The sequence below is a fragment of the Ferruginibacter sp. HRS2-29 genome (genome assembly GCF_024343615.1).
GTDB lineage: Bacteria > Bacteroidota > Bacteroidia > Chitinophagales > Chitinophagaceae > Ferruginibacter.
The window spans coordinates 48,971-63,088 of record NZ_RJUB01000142.1; the positions used below are offsets into that span (position 1 = coordinate 48,971).

The window sequence follows — 14,118 nt, forward strand, 5'->3', positions numbered from 1 at the left end:
TTTCCTCTACGCACAAATGAGTAGCCCTAAAGGGGGATTGTTTTCAATATAGCTGCATTTTATTTTTGCCGGAAATAAAAATCACCATTATGAAAATAAAATTCCTTTTTACGCCTGCTATTTTTGGTGTAATTATGCTCTTTCTGGCATCCTGCCAGAAAGACGATGCTGCTGTTGACGGCCTTGATGGCAATACCATCCTTTCAGGATCGGGTATCCCCAGTTTTTCCAGGGGAAAAGTGGGAGATTTTTATGTAGATACTGTTGGAAAGGTTTTTTGGGGGCCCAAAAACGCCACTAACTGGGGCGCCGGCCTGGCGCTGGTAGGGCCTACAGGAATTCCCGGAAGGACGGTATTGAGTGGGGCTGGCATACCAGCGGCAACACTTGGGAATGACGGCGATTTTTACATCAACACAACTGCCAAAACTATTTACGGCCCTAAAACAGGAGGAAACTGGGGTGCCGCCACTCCACTCGTGGGAGCTACAGGGGCTACGGGTCCGGCAGGACCGGCAGGGAATCCGGGGACCCCAGGTACACCGGGCGCTCCGGGACCAACCGGACCGACAGGACCAGCAGGATCGGCTGGCACCCCTGCGCAGGTCATATATTCGCCATGGATAACTTCGCCATATAGTTCCCGCGACACCACAGTAGATGGCACCTGCCTGCGGATGAGGCACCTTGACGCGCCCTCACTTACCGCTTCCATCCTTAACCAGGGAGTTATGCTCGTTTATTTCCGTGTGGGTTCTATAGGGCCATACATGCTGCCTTATGTAAGCGATGCCGGTGGTGCAACTAATTCGGTAAACGCAATTTTCAACCTGAATAAAATATTCATTTACCGGCACACCTACAATACATGCCGGTTTACTTCTGCGTCTCCAGCATCATTCCCAGGACAGCCGGTAATGATCAACCTGCCGCAATCTATCGAGTACAGGTATGTATTCATCCCGGGCTTGATTTCAGGTGGCAGAAATGCGGTAGCCCCGGCCAACACAATGGGCAATGTAGTGCTTCCGGGCAGAAACACAGCCATTAACTTCGGAACTGCATCCTACCAAGAAGTATGCAGATATATTGGTATACAACCATAATTAACAGGCGAATCAATTATTCAAAACAAAAGGATCTGCCAATGGCAGATCCTTTTGTTTTGAAACTATTTTTTTATCGCACACTGCTCAAAGATGTCAGCGGGTAGCGCAGATTAGAATATCCCATCATATCTATCACCACTTTACCTACTGATATCGGGCTTTCCACCCTCAGCAATAAATGATTGGGATCATCGCTGAACCAGGCGTTCATTTTTTCACCACCTTCGAATATGGTTCCTTTCAGCAACAACGGTTTTACCTTGATCGCTTTGAATTTACCATACCGGGTTTTGATCGTTTCTTTACCGATGTAGCGGATATACAAATGAAAGATCTCATCGTCGAGAAACATATCGAAAGGTATCTTGTCGTCTTTTTTGTATTTGCTGAAATTGATGTTGCGTGCATAGTAAACAGCGCTCACCACATCCTGCATACAATCCGTAATCTTGAAAACACCGTTGGTGCTGGTAGCTGTATTAGCAGCCTGGTTGAAGCTTACATTATTGTATATCTTATGGCCACCTTCGTCTACATTGCGCAGAAATTTATAGGGCAGCAATGTGGCTGTATCGATATAACTTTCATAGCGGTCACGCACTTTGAAAAAATTATCAAAGAAGGAATATGTTTTACCATCGCCAACGCAGTGATAAACAGGTTTTCCATTGAAACGTTCGAGTGTGGTGGTAAAACTTGCTTCGCCTGCACCGATATACGCACCCATGGTGCTGTAATAAACCTTCATGATCACTTTTTCACCTGCTTTGAAAGCGGTGTTATTGATGCCGCAAAAATCAGTGCCAACCAGCATCTTTTGTCGATGCCCGGGAGTGAAACTCAGGCCGACAATAGCAATAAGGAATATTAAGGGTTTAATTCTACTCATTTTTTTCTCGCATTATTTTAATTCCGAAAATCAATAAACTTCCGGCTATGGCCGGTAAAACCAGGTTAATCAGCCAGATGCCCAGCGATGCTGCCTGTATACCTATGATATTGCTGCTGTATAATTGTAAGAGTTCAACACTTGCAGCAGCCCTTACAGGCAACTCGGTAAAACCTATGGTTGGCGCCAGCGTCATGACCAGATAAAAAACTGACAGCAACCAGAAGCAGATCACATTGGCTATTTCAACCTGCAATACTTTTAACAGCAGCATGTATTGCAAAATAAATACCATATACCGTAAAAAAGATAAAAAAAGGATTCTTAACAATTGTTTACGGCTAAAATTGTTGAGCAACGCTACATAATGAACGATTTTTTTCAAAAAAGGCATTTTCTCCATCAGCCTTATGAGCAGCCCTACACGGAGGTAGACCAATATGAGTATCAAACTGATGCATACGCAACCATAAATTAATATATTGCCTGCCAGTTCGGGCATGAGCCTGAATAATACGGCACGGTCCTCTTCCGAAAAATACTTAAACAACAACAAGCCGGCAGTACCCATTATAACGGTAACGAATAGTTGACTCAGGCTACCCAGGATAGTCAGGGGGATCGCCCTGAGCCTGTTTTCTTCTTTTACAAAAATGATGCGCCCGCCATATTCACCGATGCGGTTGGGGGTTAGCATCGTAACGCTGCAGCCAGCCAGCACGCTCTTGAATGCGGTGATAAGCGAAAATTTTTCGAGTGGCCGTATCAGGAGCTGCCACTTTCTTGCTTCCAGGCCCCAGTTGAGCACCATCAGCAGTATCACCAGCCAGAAGAACGGATGTTGCCAGCTTTGTTTGATCTGTGCCCAGCGCTGCGGAAGATCGGGCTGATGCGCAATCTGTTTGTACAAGCTCCACGACAGCAACACGAATAAAACCGGGCCTAAAAAGTAATTGAAGAATATTTTGATATTTTTGCGCAAATAAATATTTTAAGTAAAAATAGGCTGCTTTGCAAAAACCCTCAAAAATCATTTTAGGCATCGATCCCGGCACCATCATCATGGGGTATGGATTGATTGCCGTTACCGGAAAAAAGCTCAGCCTGCTTGAAATGGGGGTATTGAAACTGGCCGCCAAAGACGACAGCTACCAACGTTTGCAAAAGATCCATCACAAGATCGTGGAGCTGATCACTATTTTCAAACCCGATTGTTTCGCTATCGAAGCACCTTTCTTTGGAAAAAATGTGCAGAGTATGTTGAAACTGGGAAGGGCGCAGGGAGTAGCAATAGCGGCAGCCATGCAAACCAACCTAGAAGTGTGCGAATACTCTCCTAAAAAAATAAAACAATCCATCACCGGCAATGGTAATGCTGATAAAGAACAGGTGATGAAAATGCTTCAGAATTTATTGCAGTTTACCGAAATCCCCAAACACTTCGATGCTTCCGATGCATTGGCGGTGGCGGTATGCCATCATTTCCAGGATAATCCCTTGCTGAAATCTGCCGGTGGAAATGCCAAAGACTGGAAGGACTTTATTGCCAAGAACCCGGGAAAAATCAGATGATCTGCGATGTATGATCTATGATCTCTTCAGGCTTAAAATATTTTCAAAGATTTATAGATCATTCAATCCGGAAGACATCATACATCATACATCATAGATCATAGATTGGATCATAGATTGCCAATGATCAATTCCTGGATCGACTTCATTTCCTCATTTTCTACTTTTATTTTCGGCTGTGTAAAATTGAGGTCATTCGCGGAGTTGATCGGCACCAGGTGCATATGCGCATGTGGCACTTCGATCCCCACCACGCTTATTCCGCAGCGTTTGCAATCAAAAGATTTTTCTATCGACTTAGCGATGGGCTGTGCAAATAGCAGCATTTCCGACAGGTATTTTTCCGGCAGATCGAAGAGTTTGTCCACTTCTATTTTTGGCACCACCAGCACATGGCCTTTTACCAACGGAAACACATCGAGGAATGCGATGAAATTTTCGTTCTCTGTAATTTTATAAGAAGGAATTTCCCCGGAAATGATCTTTGTGAAAACAGACATGATTTTTATTTTCATAAAAATAGTGAATGGTGAATGGTGAATGGTGAAATCTTTGAAGTTTATTTGTTTATTACGAATTTATTTCATGACACATCTGATTGTATAAAATTCGGAATTCGAATAAACCTCGAAGATTTCACCATTCACCATTCACTATTGACACTTTGAAAAAGAAAAGCCCATCATTAAGACGGGCTTCAAAAGAATAAATCTGCTCAATACTAAATCGTAATGTTCTCGATCTTAAACTTGATCACTCCTGCAGGAACCGTCACTTCGGCCACTTCGCCTTTCACTTTTCCCAGCAACCCTTTGCCGATAGGTGAAGTCACGGAAATTTTGCCCAGCTTAAGGTCTGCTTCACTTTCGGAAACGATCTGGTAGGTCAGTGTTTTTTTGGTGTTCATGTTCACAACAGTCACTTTGGTAAGGATGCTTACCCTGCTGGTATCAATGGTTGATTCGTCGAGTATCCTTGCGGTAGCCATTGCGGCTTCCAGGCCGTTTATCTTTGCTTCCAGCAACCCCTGCGCGTCCTTTGCAGCATCGTATTCAGCGTTCTCCTTAAGATCTCCTTTCTCCCTTGCTTCAGCAATGGCGGCACTGGCAGCAGGCCTGTCAACAGATTTGAGGCTATGCAGCTCTGCCTGCATCTTTTCAAAAGTTTCCTGTGTTACATAATTTGTTTCTGCCATAAAAAATTCATTTAAACTTATAAAAAAAATACAACGCCCCGGATAGCCGAAGCGTTGCATGTATACAAATATACTGAAAAATTGTGCCGAAAGTAGTTTTTGGAAGGAAATTCCGTCTGGATGCCGGATACTGGTTACTGGATATCTTAGCGGAGAATAAGTAAAGTTTCATCCTAAAGAACATCCAGTAACCAGCATCCAGTATCTATTTCACCATCCCCAGTTTTTCCAGCAGTATCCAGCTCATTTTATAATAAGCCTCAAACGAGTACCCTGCTATATGCGGCGTAACCATTACATTATTACAGCCATTCAGGTAATCAAGCTGTTCCTGCTGCAGAGGGGTAAGCGTGGGCAATTTTTCGTTTTCCAATACATCCAGGGCGGCTCCTTTGATGAGGTTTTGCTGCAAAGCTTTCACCAGCGCTGCCGTATCCACAACAGGTCCGCGACAAGCATTTATTACAAATGGCTTTTGTGCAAGAGTGTTGAAGAAATCATCGTTGGCCATGTACTTTGTCTCCTCCGTGAGCGGAACATGAAAACTGATCACATCCGAATATTTGCATACCTGCTCAAAGTTTGCTTCGCGAACGTTGTGATCGCCAAAGCCCGTCTTGTATTTATCGTAGGCCAATATGGTCACATCGAAAGATGCCAGCAATTTTGCCAGGGCACCACCCGCATTTCCATAACCGATAATACCGACAGTTTTGCCGGTGAGTTCGATTCCCCTGTTCTCATCGCGTAGCCATCTACCTTCTTTTACTTCGAGTGCGCTTTTATTTAGGTTATTCATCAAAGACAGCAACATCCCCAAAACATGCTCTGCTACTGCATTACGGTTACCTTCGGGAGTACTGATGCAATTGATCCCTTTTTGCGCAGCATAATCTACATCAATGAGTTCGAGCCCGCTACCCAATCTTCCGATCCATTTAAGCTTTGCCGCCTTATCCAGCATCGTTTTGTCTATCTTCAACCGGGTGGTCACAACAAGTCCCGTAGCATTTTCGATGATACCGGCCAGCTCATCATATGTGATGGCGGGCAAATACTCTACTTCAAAACCTTGTTTCTTAAAAGTATCGATGAGTACATCGTGTACTTTCGCGGTAATTATTATCATGTTCATGCTACAGCTATCATGCTGATCTCAACGTTTACGTTTTTAGGAAGGCCTTTTACTGCAACAGTTTCACGCGCCGGAAAATCTTTTTCAAAATACTTTCCATATACCTCGTTCACTTCGGCAAACAACTGCATATCGCTTAAAAAGATGGTTGTTTTTACCACGTTTGAAAAATCCATTCCTGCTTCCGTAAGCACGGCAGAAAGATTTTTCATCACCTGAACGATCTCTTCATTCAGTGTGGCATTTACCAGTTCGCCGCTGGCGGGATCAAGTGCCACCTGGCCTGAAATGTATAAAGTGTCGCCTGCCTGTACGGCCTGGTTGTAGGGCCCGATCGGTGCAGGCGCATTGTCTGTTTGAATGATTTTCTTTGCCATCGGTTGATTTAATTTTCTTAAATACAAATATATCTTTTATCAACCACGTATTTTTGCTAAAAATTCAGAGAATGAAAATTGCTGTTTATGGTGATGATAACGCCTGGAACGAGTTGATACAAAGCAACCCTGCGGCTGAATGGATAAGGGCTGAAGACCTGCGGCAACTTTTCGGTCAAGATGCTGATGCTTACTTTAATTTATCCGGTGAAATATTTTCCGGCAGCACTCCCGAAAAACCTTATTTCATCAACAGCGTGATGGCTCCGCTGTCTGAATTGAATGCCGGGCAAAATGCGATCCGGCTCAACGGATGGAATGGCTTCCTGTCGAATGCAGCCTGGGAAGTTGCCGGGGAAATGACGGTTCCTGCTGCAGCCGTATTATCATTTCTTGAAAAAAAGGTCATACCGGTAGCGGACGAACCGGGCCTTATAAGTGCAAGGGTGCTGGCAATGATCATCAATGAAGCTTATTACGCGGAATCAGAAGCAGTGAGCACTTCAGCCGAAATAGACACCGCTATGAAACTCGGCACTAATTACCCTTCAGGGCCTTTTGAGTGGGCTGAAAAAATAGGACTGAAAAATGTATACGACCTTTTGCAGAAGCTTGCGGCAAAGGATAAAAGATACCAGCCGGCCCCTTCGCTGGCAAAAAAAATATTGCAATAATGGGATTGATACTGAACATAGACACATCGCTGGAAACAGCTTCTGTAAGCATCGCAAAAGATGGAGAGATACTGGCATCGCTTGTAAATGAAGTGCAAAAAGAACATGCTTCTTTCCTGCACGTAGCTATTGGCCAACTTTTGAAAAAGGTTGCAATAAAACCTGCCGACCTGGATGCCATCGCTGTTACCGAAGGACCGGGCTCTTACACCGGCCTGCGGGTGGGCATGGCAAGTGCCAAAGGAATGAGTTATGCGCTGGGTAAACCTTTTATTACAGTAGGCACACTGGAGGCGATGGCTTTGCAGGCGATTCATTTGTCAAATGAGGATGTGATGTATTGTCCGCTGATAGATGCCAGGAGAATGGAAGTGTATACCGCTATTTATGATAAAGAATTAGAAGTTTTACTACAGCCCTGTGCAATGATCCTTACTGAACATTCTTTTGCGGAGCAACTTGCCAAAGGGAAAATCATTTTTTCCGGCAATGGTGCGCAAAAATGGAAATCGCTCACATCCAGTGCCCATGCGGCTTTCGCAGATGTTAAAGAAATTGCTGCAGCCATCAGCATTCTCTCTGAAAAAAAATTCGTACAGGAAAAATTCACTCAACTTGCTCATAGTGAGCCTTTGTATATCAAGGAGTTCTACAACGGATAATTTTAATTCGTGTTTCAACACCGGATTTGTTTCATTTTAACAATACAACGAAAATTAAATATTATTTCGTTCGTATATTTGCAGCAATATATTGTTCAAGCATTTTTAAAATTGTTATTCCTATGATGGTTGCAACTCAATCAAATGAGCAGGTAGCTGTATCTGCTAATGGAACACCTGAAAATCTCAAAGTAAACTATCACAACTTAAAGAAGGCTGCGTTGGTTTTACGTGCTCTGAATCACAAATTGCGTCAGCAGATCCTGGCGTTGATAGAAACGGAGAAAAAGATTACTGTAACAGAGATTTATGTGCGTATGAGATTGGAGCAGTCCGTAGCTTCCCAGCATCTCGCAATTTTGCGTAAAGCAGGGATAGTTAATACTCAGCGTGACGGTAAATTTATCTATTACACTGTCAATTACAAACGCATTGACGAAATAAACCAGGTGGTAGAAGATCTTATATCTTAATACCAAAAAGATGTTCTTATAAAAAGCGGCTGTTTTACATCCGCTTTTTTATTTTTACCTTTGTGGCATAAATTGTTCAACATGTTCATTCAACAACTTTACACCAATTGCCTCAGCGAAGCGGCATATTATATAGAAAGTGAGGGGGAAGCGGCCATCATCGATCCGCTGCGTGATATCAACGATTACATCGCGATGGCGAAGGAAAGGAAAGCGGTCATCAAATATATTTTTGAAACACATTTTCATGCTGACTTTGTAAGCGGGCATATCGACCTTGCAAAGGAAACCGGGGCGCCGATCGTTTACGGCCCGGGAGCTGTCACCAGCTTCAAAGTTCACAATGCGGCTGACGGAGAGATTTTCAAGATAGGTAAGATCAGCATCGAATTACTGCATACACCGGGGCACACCCTGGAAAGTTCCTGCTACCTGCTCAAAGATGAAAACGGAAAAGACCATGCGATTTTTACCGGCGACACCTTATTTGTAGGGGATGTAGGAAGGCCGGACCTCAGCAGTGGCAACATGAGCAGCGAAGAGCTCGCCGGCATCATGTATGGTACCATACAAGACAAGATACTTCCACTGCACGATGATGTGATCGTATATCCTGCACATGGCCCCGGCAGCAGCTGCGGCAAAAGCCTTGGACCAAATACGCACAGCACTATCGGCGAAGAAAAGAAAACGAATTATGCGCTTCAGCCGCAAACGAAAGAAGAATTCATCAAAGCGGTAACAGACGGCCTGAACGAAGCTCCCCGCTATTTTGCCATCAATGCAAAAATAAATCAGCAGGGCTACGATGCTATCGAAGAAGTACGAAAAAGAGGCACGAAAGCATTATCCCTGGCGGATTTCAAAGGATTGAAAAAAGAAGATAACATCCTGCTGGATACAAGGCATGCCGATGTTTTTAAAGAAGGTTTCATTCCAGGTTCCATCTTCATCGGTCTCGAAGGGCGTTTTGCAGAATGGGCAGGCAGCATTTTGCCGTTCGATAAAAAGATCATCCTGGTTACCCCGGAGGGGAAAGAAGAAGAAACAGTGATCCGCCTTTCGCGGGTGGGTTTCGACAAGATGGAAGGATATCTCAAAGGGGGATTTGAAGCATGGAAAAAAGCCGGTGAAAGGGTTGATATGATCATCGATGTGGAAGCCGACGAACTTGCGATGGACATTCCGCACGACGACAACCTTGTGGTGGTGGATGTGCGCAAAGAAACTGAATTTGGCGAAGGCCATGTAAAAGATGCGGTAAACCTCCCCCTGGCCGAAATGATCGACATTGCGCAGCTGGCACAGTTTGAAGAAAACCAGAATTTATATGTTCATTGCGCCGGTGGTTATCGCAGTGTGATTGCTGCTTCTCTGCTTAAGCGCCAGGGAATACATAATCTCCGGAATGTAGTTGGTGGCTGGGCGAAGATCAGGGAGGAGAAAAGCATTAAGGTGGTGAAGGAAGCCAGCGTACTGAATTAGGGAATAGTCAATAGTGAATAGTCAATAGTCAAACCTTCGAAGTGTTTATTTTTTTGCAAGGTTATTTCTAGGAAATTTAAAAGATTTATAATAACAAGAGAGGTCACCAATTTTTGCTGACCTCTCTTGTTATTATAAACTTACTTAAAAAACTTCTGAAAATAATCTCTTCATTTTATTTACAACCCTTCGAAGGTTTGACTATTGACTATTCACTATTGACTCCTTGTGCCTTCTGATTACAATTTAACAATACCATGCTTTACTGCGTATAATGCCAGCGCCACCCTGCTTTTCACATTCAGTTTTTCGAATAGGGAATTGCGGTAGCCATCGATGGTTTTGGGGCTGAGAAACATTTCTGCTGCCACATCATTGTAGGTCATGTCGGAGCAGGCGAGCTGTATGAAACGTCTTTCCTTATCGGTCAGTTTTGCGATGATATCTTCCTGTCCGCCCTCCTCAAAATCCGTTTGCATGGTGTGTACCAGCTTGCCTGTGATGAAGTCGGTGTAATAAAACCCTTTGTTGATGATGGCTGTGAGTGCGTTGTTGAGTTCATCGGGTTCCACATCTTTTGACAAATAGCCTTTCACGCCCAGCTTCAGCATTTTGATGATACCATCTTCACTTTCAATCATCGAAACCACCAGCACTTTCACATTCGGATGATGCACTTTCAGCCATTTTACGGTATCATACCCATCCATTCCGGGCATGTTCACGTCCATCAATATGATATCGGGTAAATTTTGGGGGTCGAGCTTTTCCTGCATATCCAGGCCGTTGTCTGCCTCAAAAAGTATGGTGATGTCTTTTTCTATCACTTCTATAAGGCTCAGCAGCCCCTTCCGAAAAAGGGTATGATCGTCTACTAATGCAATTTTTATTTTGTCAAAGCTCATCCTCTGGTTTTTAGATCGGTATTGTAATATTACTTTCAGTTCCTTTTCCGGGTACGCTTTGAATTGTATAAACGGCATTGATCACTTTCGCCCTGCTTTGCAGGTTGGTAAGGCCATTGCCCATATCGCCGGCGTCAGCCAGTTTCTGTATAGTATCAAATCCCACGCCGTCATCGGCGATTGTCAAAATAAAGGCATTTTGCTGAATTTTGCCGCTAATGCGGATATGTTTTGCCTGCGAATGCTTGATCGTGTTATTGAGGATCTCCTGGATCATACGGTAAATGATGATCTCCTTTTCGCTGTCAATCACAGGGAGGCTGTCGGGCAATTCAAGGGTTACTTCAAACAAACCCGTCTTCAACAACTTTTCCTCCTCTACCTTAAGCGCCCGCAAAAGCCCGATCTTATTGATCTTATCGGTATTGAGGCTCACCGACAACAACTTTATATCCATTACCAGTTGTTTGGCCAGCTCTTTTGTGTTGGCCAGTTTTGCTTCGGCAGCTTCCGGGTTCTTGAATTGAATGGTGCTGAGGTTTATTTTTATCAGCGAAGCGATCTGCCCGAGATTATCATGCAATTCGTGCGACACATTTTTCAAGGTCTGCTCCTGGATCTCCACCTTGGATGCGAGGAGTTGTTCGGAGAAGCGGGTACGCATTTCTTCGTTCTCCTTTTTTCTTTTGCGGTAGCGGACAGCTAAAGTGATCACGATAAAGAAGACGAGGATCAGGAAAAAGAAGAAAATAACTATTAAGGATATGAGCTCTCCATCAATTTTCTGCACTGTAATTGTTTTTTTTAAGAGAAAATAAACCTGCTATGAACAATAGGGGATAATAAAGGAAATTTGAAAAATAATTGATCCAAAATAAGTTAGTCGACTGGTCTATCTTATGTTTCCAAAAATAATTGGTTAATAGGAAGAATAAGAAAATAAATAAATTAAAGCAAAGGATAGCCACTGTAGTGATAAAAACGGGGTCAGTAAAAATATTGACCCTGGCTGGAAGGTCGATGCGTTCTATAAAAAGCAATGTGGCGTAAATGATCAGGATCAAAGTTTCCACTATCATGAAATTCATCGGATCAGAATGAATCTTTTGTATGAACAATGAATTTATAACAGCAAATGCGAGGCCTGCGCTCGTCATGTATAATACGGTCTTCCGGAATAACTTATCCTTGAAATTTTTGTAAAAAAATATAGATAAAAGGAGAAACTGGATCGGGTTAAAGAAGTGATATAATTCTACATTTGACCGGTAATATTTCGCCCCGTAGGAAGCGAAATGGTTATTGCAGAAAGTGATTAGCAAAACAGCCGTTATGGGCCAAAGGAACCCATAACGCCTGTATGCCAAATAGCCTGTTATAAAGCCGACAAATGCGAACCACTCAATATAGAGGTTTGTAAATTTAAAAAGTGTCAAACAAAATATCATCTTTAATCTTCGGGACAATGATTAGGGCATGATGGTGTATTATCGTAGTTAGATGGAATATCGCCTCCGTATCCACCGCCTTTAACTGAATCCTTGATCAATTTATTATTGCCATCGGTACCCAACAGCATAATAGTAAAGCTACCATCATCTTTCTTCCCGAACCTTAAATATAAGCCTTTGATAGCTTTATTGGCCAATACCTGTGCAAAACCGGATGAATCAACAAAGAAGCCTTGAAGTGCCACCCCTGTCGGGCTGTATATCAGCGGCTTTTTATCATAACTCTTGGAATACCTCGTTTCCTCAACCCAGGTAATCGGTTGCAGACTTTTCATCGGCAAAGTATCACCATACTTCACCTTCACGCTATTTTCCTCAGGATACTTATCAAAATATGCCTGAGCGAATTTCATGGAATCTTCTTTCGATGTAAACCCACCGCCGCCTCCGGTAGTACAGCTGGTATAGGTAAATAGTACGGCAATTGCTGCAATAGCAGTCAGCATTTTTAATGTCTTCATGGTAAAAGTTTGTTTTTGTTTAGGATAATTACTTAGTAAGAACGCAAGATGTAAGGGAAAATTACGTACCGGCAATTATATTTTTTGATTTTTCCCAAAAAACAGGAAAAACCCCTGGTCAAAAACAGGTTATTTCCTCTTGTACAGGTTGGCAGGATGATGGTACTTTGTGTTACAAAAGAAGAGAGACATGGAAAATTTGCTGACCAACCTACTTACCACCAGAGAAAAAGAGATTATCGCTGAAGTATCAAAAGGCCTTTACGACAAGGAAATTGCCCAAAAGATCTTCATCTCTACGGAAACAGTAAAAAAACACGTCAAGAATATTTATAAAAAACTGGGCGTACGAAACAGGGTGGAAGCCTCCATCTTATATATGTTCGACCATAAAAATATAGCTTAAGAATTTAGTACCAACATGCAGTTTTAATCCCTACCTTCTAAACTCACACAAACGTCAGGTTATGTGGTTCGTAGCCTGATGTTTGTTTTCACGAATTAAATATCAATGGCTCTTCGTGATCCTAAAAGGTTCAAAGGTTTGAAAGTTCAAATGTTCCGCGGTTCGTGAACATTTTAAATTTTTGAACTTCTTGAACCTTTTTTCTATGTTTTGAGTTTAGCTAGAACTAACCCGCTTCGATCTAAACTCTAATCCCTGATCTCTAATCTATACATCTATCCATTTCTTTTTGTATTCCTCATGGTACTCGTGTTTCCACCTGCGGTGGCTCCACAGATAATTAGCGGGTTGGCGGCGGATATTTTTTTCGAGAAAATCGCGGTACCTGCGGGTAAGCTCTCCATCGGCAAATTCGCTGGCATCTTCGGTCACGATCTCCAGTTCCAGTTTAAAATACCCCCTTTTTATACGATATACATTTACAAAAACCACCGCTGTTTTCGCCCTGCGGGCGCCTTTATCGGTACCGGTGAGAAAAGGGGCCGGCTTGTTAAAGAAATTGAGCCAATAAGATTTATGTGCGAATGCAGGATTCTGATCCGCGATCAGCCCCAATGCATATTGCTGTTTCATAAGCGTTGGCATCCGGAAGGAATAATCTTCCAGAGCTACCATCGTGGCACCGAATTTTGAACGGATCTTCAAAAAAAGCCGCTCGATGGGCTGGCTGGCAATTTTTTTGTACACGGCCAGCCATGGCAACTTCAAATGCCTGGAAATGGCCAGGCTGGCATATTCCCAGTTCATCTGGTGTCCGCTGTTGAACTGGATATTTTTTCCTTCGGCGGCAAGTTTGTTGCAGCCCGACATATCCACCTGCATTCTCTTATCGAAAGCTGTCCCGGAAATGCTGAGGACCTTTAATGTCTCTAAAAAATTATCGATGAAATTGCGGTAAAACTGACGGGCTATTTTTATTCTTTCTGCGTCCGTTTTTTCAGGAAAAGCGATCGCGATATTGCGCAGCACCACTTCCCTGCGATAACGCACGATCCTGCCGAGGATCAAGGCGGCAAAATCACTGATACCATACAAGATAAAAAATGGTAAGAGAGAGAGCAGGTATAATAAGGAGTAGACTAGATAATACATCTTTGTGCTTAAGCAGCACAAAATTAATAAAGATGTAAAGAATAATCGCAGATTAAGAGGATGAAATGATTACGCTGATTTTTTGGTAAGGCTAAAAGTTCAGACTTTTAAA

General features: G+C 43.1%; 17 protein-coding genes. 7 read left to right on the top strand and 10 right to left on the bottom strand.

What is annotated here, in order from left to right:
* The first annotated feature begins 89 nt into the window (after positions 1 to 89).
* Entirely contained in the window at positions 90 to 1,106 is a 1,017-nt protein-coding gene (locus EGI32_RS16070) for a collagen-like protein (protein ID WP_255156378.1), read from the top strand.
* Positions 1,107 to 1,179: 73 nt separating this feature from the next.
* Here EGI32_RS16070 and EGI32_RS16075 read toward each other — a convergent pair whose 3' ends face one another.
* Both EGI32_RS16075 and EGI32_RS16080 read right to left on the bottom strand, forming a co-directional pair.
* Entirely contained in the window at positions 1,180 to 1,998 is an 819-nt protein-coding gene (locus EGI32_RS16075; protein ID WP_255156379.1) for a DUF3108 domain-containing protein, read from the bottom strand.
* Entirely contained in the window at positions 1,991 to 2,980 is a 990-nt protein-coding gene (locus EGI32_RS16080; RefSeq protein ID WP_255156380.1) for a lysylphosphatidylglycerol synthase domain-containing protein, read from the bottom strand. Before EGI32_RS16080 ends, EGI32_RS16075 begins: the two co-directional genes overlap by 8 nt.
* Positions 2,981 to 3,009: 29 nt before the next feature.
* On the opposite strand from EGI32_RS16080, the gene ruvC reads away from it, so the two are divergent.
* Entirely contained in the window at positions 3,010 to 3,570 is a 561-nt protein-coding gene (ruvC, locus tag EGI32_RS16085; protein WP_255156381.1) for a crossover junction endodeoxyribonuclease RuvC, read from the top strand.
* A 110-nt stretch (positions 3,571 to 3,680) separates the two neighbouring features.
* Here ruvC and EGI32_RS16090 read toward each other — a convergent pair whose 3' ends face one another.
* The 4 genes from EGI32_RS16090 to EGI32_RS16105 form a co-directional block, all read right to left on the bottom strand.
* Positions 3,681 to 4,070, bottom strand: coding sequence for an HIT family protein (locus tag EGI32_RS16090; RefSeq protein WP_255156382.1), 390 nt, complete (start codon positions 4,068 to 4,070; stop codon positions 3,681 to 3,683).
* Positions 4,071 to 4,291: 221 nt separating this feature from the next.
* Positions 4,292 to 4,765, bottom strand: a complete 474-nt coding sequence (gene greA / locus EGI32_RS16095) for a transcription elongation factor GreA (protein WP_255156383.1) — start codon at positions 4,763 to 4,765, stop codon at positions 4,292 to 4,294.
* Positions 4,766 to 4,970: 205 nt separating this feature from the next.
* Entirely contained in the window at positions 4,971 to 5,900 is a 930-nt protein-coding gene (locus tag EGI32_RS16100) for an NAD(P)-dependent oxidoreductase (RefSeq protein ID WP_255156384.1), read from the bottom strand.
* The gene (locus EGI32_RS16105; RefSeq protein WP_255156385.1) at positions 5,897 to 6,277 is read right to left on the bottom strand and encodes a RidA family protein; all 381 of its coding nucleotides are present in this window, start codon (positions 6,275 to 6,277) and stop codon (positions 5,897 to 5,899) included. The genes EGI32_RS16100 and EGI32_RS16105 overlap by 4 nt, the downstream gene beginning before the upstream one ends.
* A 71-nt stretch (positions 6,278 to 6,348) precedes the next feature.
* On the opposite strand from EGI32_RS16105, the gene EGI32_RS16110 reads away from it, so the two are divergent.
* The 4 genes from EGI32_RS16110 (at position 6,349) to EGI32_RS16125 (ending at position 9,571) form a co-directional block, all read left to right on the top strand.
* Positions 6,349 to 6,951, top strand: a complete 603-nt coding sequence (locus EGI32_RS16110; protein ID WP_255156386.1) for a 3-hydroxyacyl-CoA dehydrogenase family protein — start codon at positions 6,349 to 6,351, stop codon at positions 6,949 to 6,951.
* On the top strand, positions 6,951 to 7,613 hold the full coding sequence (tsaB, locus tag EGI32_RS16115) for a tRNA (adenosine(37)-N6)-threonylcarbamoyltransferase complex dimerization subunit type 1 TsaB (protein ID WP_255156387.1): 663 nt from the start codon (positions 6,951 to 6,953) through the stop codon (positions 7,611 to 7,613). The genes EGI32_RS16110 and tsaB overlap by 1 nt, the downstream gene beginning before the upstream one ends.
* Before the next feature lie 122 nt (positions 7,614 to 7,735).
* On the top strand, positions 7,736 to 8,086 hold the full coding sequence (locus EGI32_RS16120; protein WP_255156388.1) for a helix-turn-helix transcriptional regulator: 351 nt from the start codon (positions 7,736 to 7,738) through the stop codon (positions 8,084 to 8,086).
* An 81-nt stretch (positions 8,087 to 8,167) separates the two neighbouring features.
* Positions 8,168 to 9,571 (top strand): rhodanese-like domain-containing protein, encoded by a 1,404-nt coding sequence (locus EGI32_RS16125; RefSeq protein ID WP_255156389.1) that lies wholly within the window; start codon positions 8,168 to 8,170, stop codon positions 9,569 to 9,571.
* Positions 9,572 to 9,810: 239 nt separating this feature from the next.
* Here the strand turns inward: EGI32_RS16125 and EGI32_RS16130 are convergent, their stop codons facing one another.
* From EGI32_RS16130 to EGI32_RS16140, 3 genes are all read right to left on the bottom strand, one after another.
* The gene (locus EGI32_RS16130; protein WP_255156390.1) at positions 9,811 to 10,476 is read right to left on the bottom strand and encodes a response regulator transcription factor; all 666 of its coding nucleotides are present in this window, start codon (positions 10,474 to 10,476) and stop codon (positions 9,811 to 9,813) included.
* A 10-nt stretch (positions 10,477 to 10,486) separates the two neighbouring features.
* Positions 10,487 to 11,266 carry an ATP-binding protein gene (locus tag EGI32_RS16135; protein WP_255156391.1) on the bottom strand — a complete coding sequence of 260 codons (780 nt, stop codon included), beginning with the start codon at positions 11,264 to 11,266 and terminating at the stop codon, positions 10,487 to 10,489.
* 660 nt (positions 11,267 to 11,926) lie between these two features.
* Positions 11,927 to 12,448, bottom strand: coding sequence for a hypothetical protein (locus EGI32_RS16140; protein WP_255156392.1), 522 nt, complete (start codon positions 12,446 to 12,448; stop codon positions 11,927 to 11,929).
* A gap of 190 nt (positions 12,449 to 12,638) precedes the next feature.
* Between EGI32_RS16140 and EGI32_RS16145 the strand changes: the two genes are divergently transcribed.
* Positions 12,639 to 12,854, top strand: coding sequence for a response regulator transcription factor (locus EGI32_RS16145; RefSeq protein ID WP_255156393.1), 216 nt, complete (start codon positions 12,639 to 12,641; stop codon positions 12,852 to 12,854).
* Between the two features lie 267 nt (positions 12,855 to 13,121).
* On the opposite strand, the gene EGI32_RS16150 is transcribed toward EGI32_RS16145, so the two are convergent.
* Positions 13,122 to 14,006 carry a lysophospholipid acyltransferase family protein gene (locus EGI32_RS16150; protein WP_255156394.1) on the bottom strand — a complete coding sequence of 295 codons (885 nt, stop codon included), beginning with the start codon at positions 14,004 to 14,006 and terminating at the stop codon, positions 13,122 to 13,124.
* Positions 14,007 to 14,118 lie beyond the last annotated feature (112 nt).

Excerpts from the sequence above, each read along its gene's own strand:
- greA (WP_255156383.1), bottom strand. The coding sequence starts at position 4,765 with ATGGCAGAAACAAATTATGTAACACAGGAAACTTTTGAAAAGATGCAG.
- EGI32_RS16110 (WP_255156386.1), top strand. The coding sequence starts at position 6,349 with ATGAAAATTGCTGTTTATGGTGATGATAACGCCTGGAACGAGTTGATA.
- EGI32_RS16105 (WP_255156385.1), bottom strand. The coding sequence starts at position 6,277 with ATGGCAAAGAAAATCATTCAAACAGACAATGCGCCTGCACCGATCGGG.
- EGI32_RS16150 (WP_255156394.1), bottom strand. The coding sequence starts at position 14,006 with ATGTATTATCTAGTCTACTCCTTATTATACCTGCTCTCTCTCTTACCA.
- EGI32_RS16145 (WP_255156393.1), top strand. The coding sequence starts at position 12,639 with ATGGAAAATTTGCTGACCAACCTACTTACCACCAGAGAAAAAGAGATT.
- EGI32_RS16120 (WP_255156388.1), top strand. The coding sequence starts at position 7,736 with ATGATGGTTGCAACTCAATCAAATGAGCAGGTAGCTGTATCTGCTAAT.
- EGI32_RS16090 (WP_255156382.1), bottom strand. The coding sequence starts at position 4,070 with ATGTCTGTTTTCACAAAGATCATTTCCGGGGAAATTCCTTCTTATAAA.
- EGI32_RS16100 (WP_255156384.1), bottom strand. The coding sequence starts at position 5,900 with ATGAACATGATAATAATTACCGCGAAAGTACACGATGTACTCATCGAT.
- EGI32_RS16070 (WP_255156378.1), top strand. The coding sequence starts at position 90 with ATGAAAATAAAATTCCTTTTTACGCCTGCTATTTTTGGTGTAATTATG.
- EGI32_RS16125 (WP_255156389.1), top strand. The coding sequence starts at position 8,168 with ATGTTCATTCAACAACTTTACACCAATTGCCTCAGCGAAGCGGCATAT.
- tsaB (WP_255156387.1), top strand. The coding sequence starts at position 6,951 with ATGGGATTGATACTGAACATAGACACATCGCTGGAAACAGCTTCTGTA.
- EGI32_RS16130 (WP_255156390.1), bottom strand. The coding sequence starts at position 10,476 with ATGAGCTTTGACAAAATAAAAATTGCATTAGTAGACGATCATACCCTT.
- EGI32_RS16140 (WP_255156392.1), bottom strand. The coding sequence starts at position 12,448 with ATGAAGACATTAAAAATGCTGACTGCTATTGCAGCAATTGCCGTACTA.
- EGI32_RS16075 (WP_255156379.1), bottom strand. The coding sequence starts at position 1,998 with ATGAGTAGAATTAAACCCTTAATATTCCTTATTGCTATTGTCGGCCTG.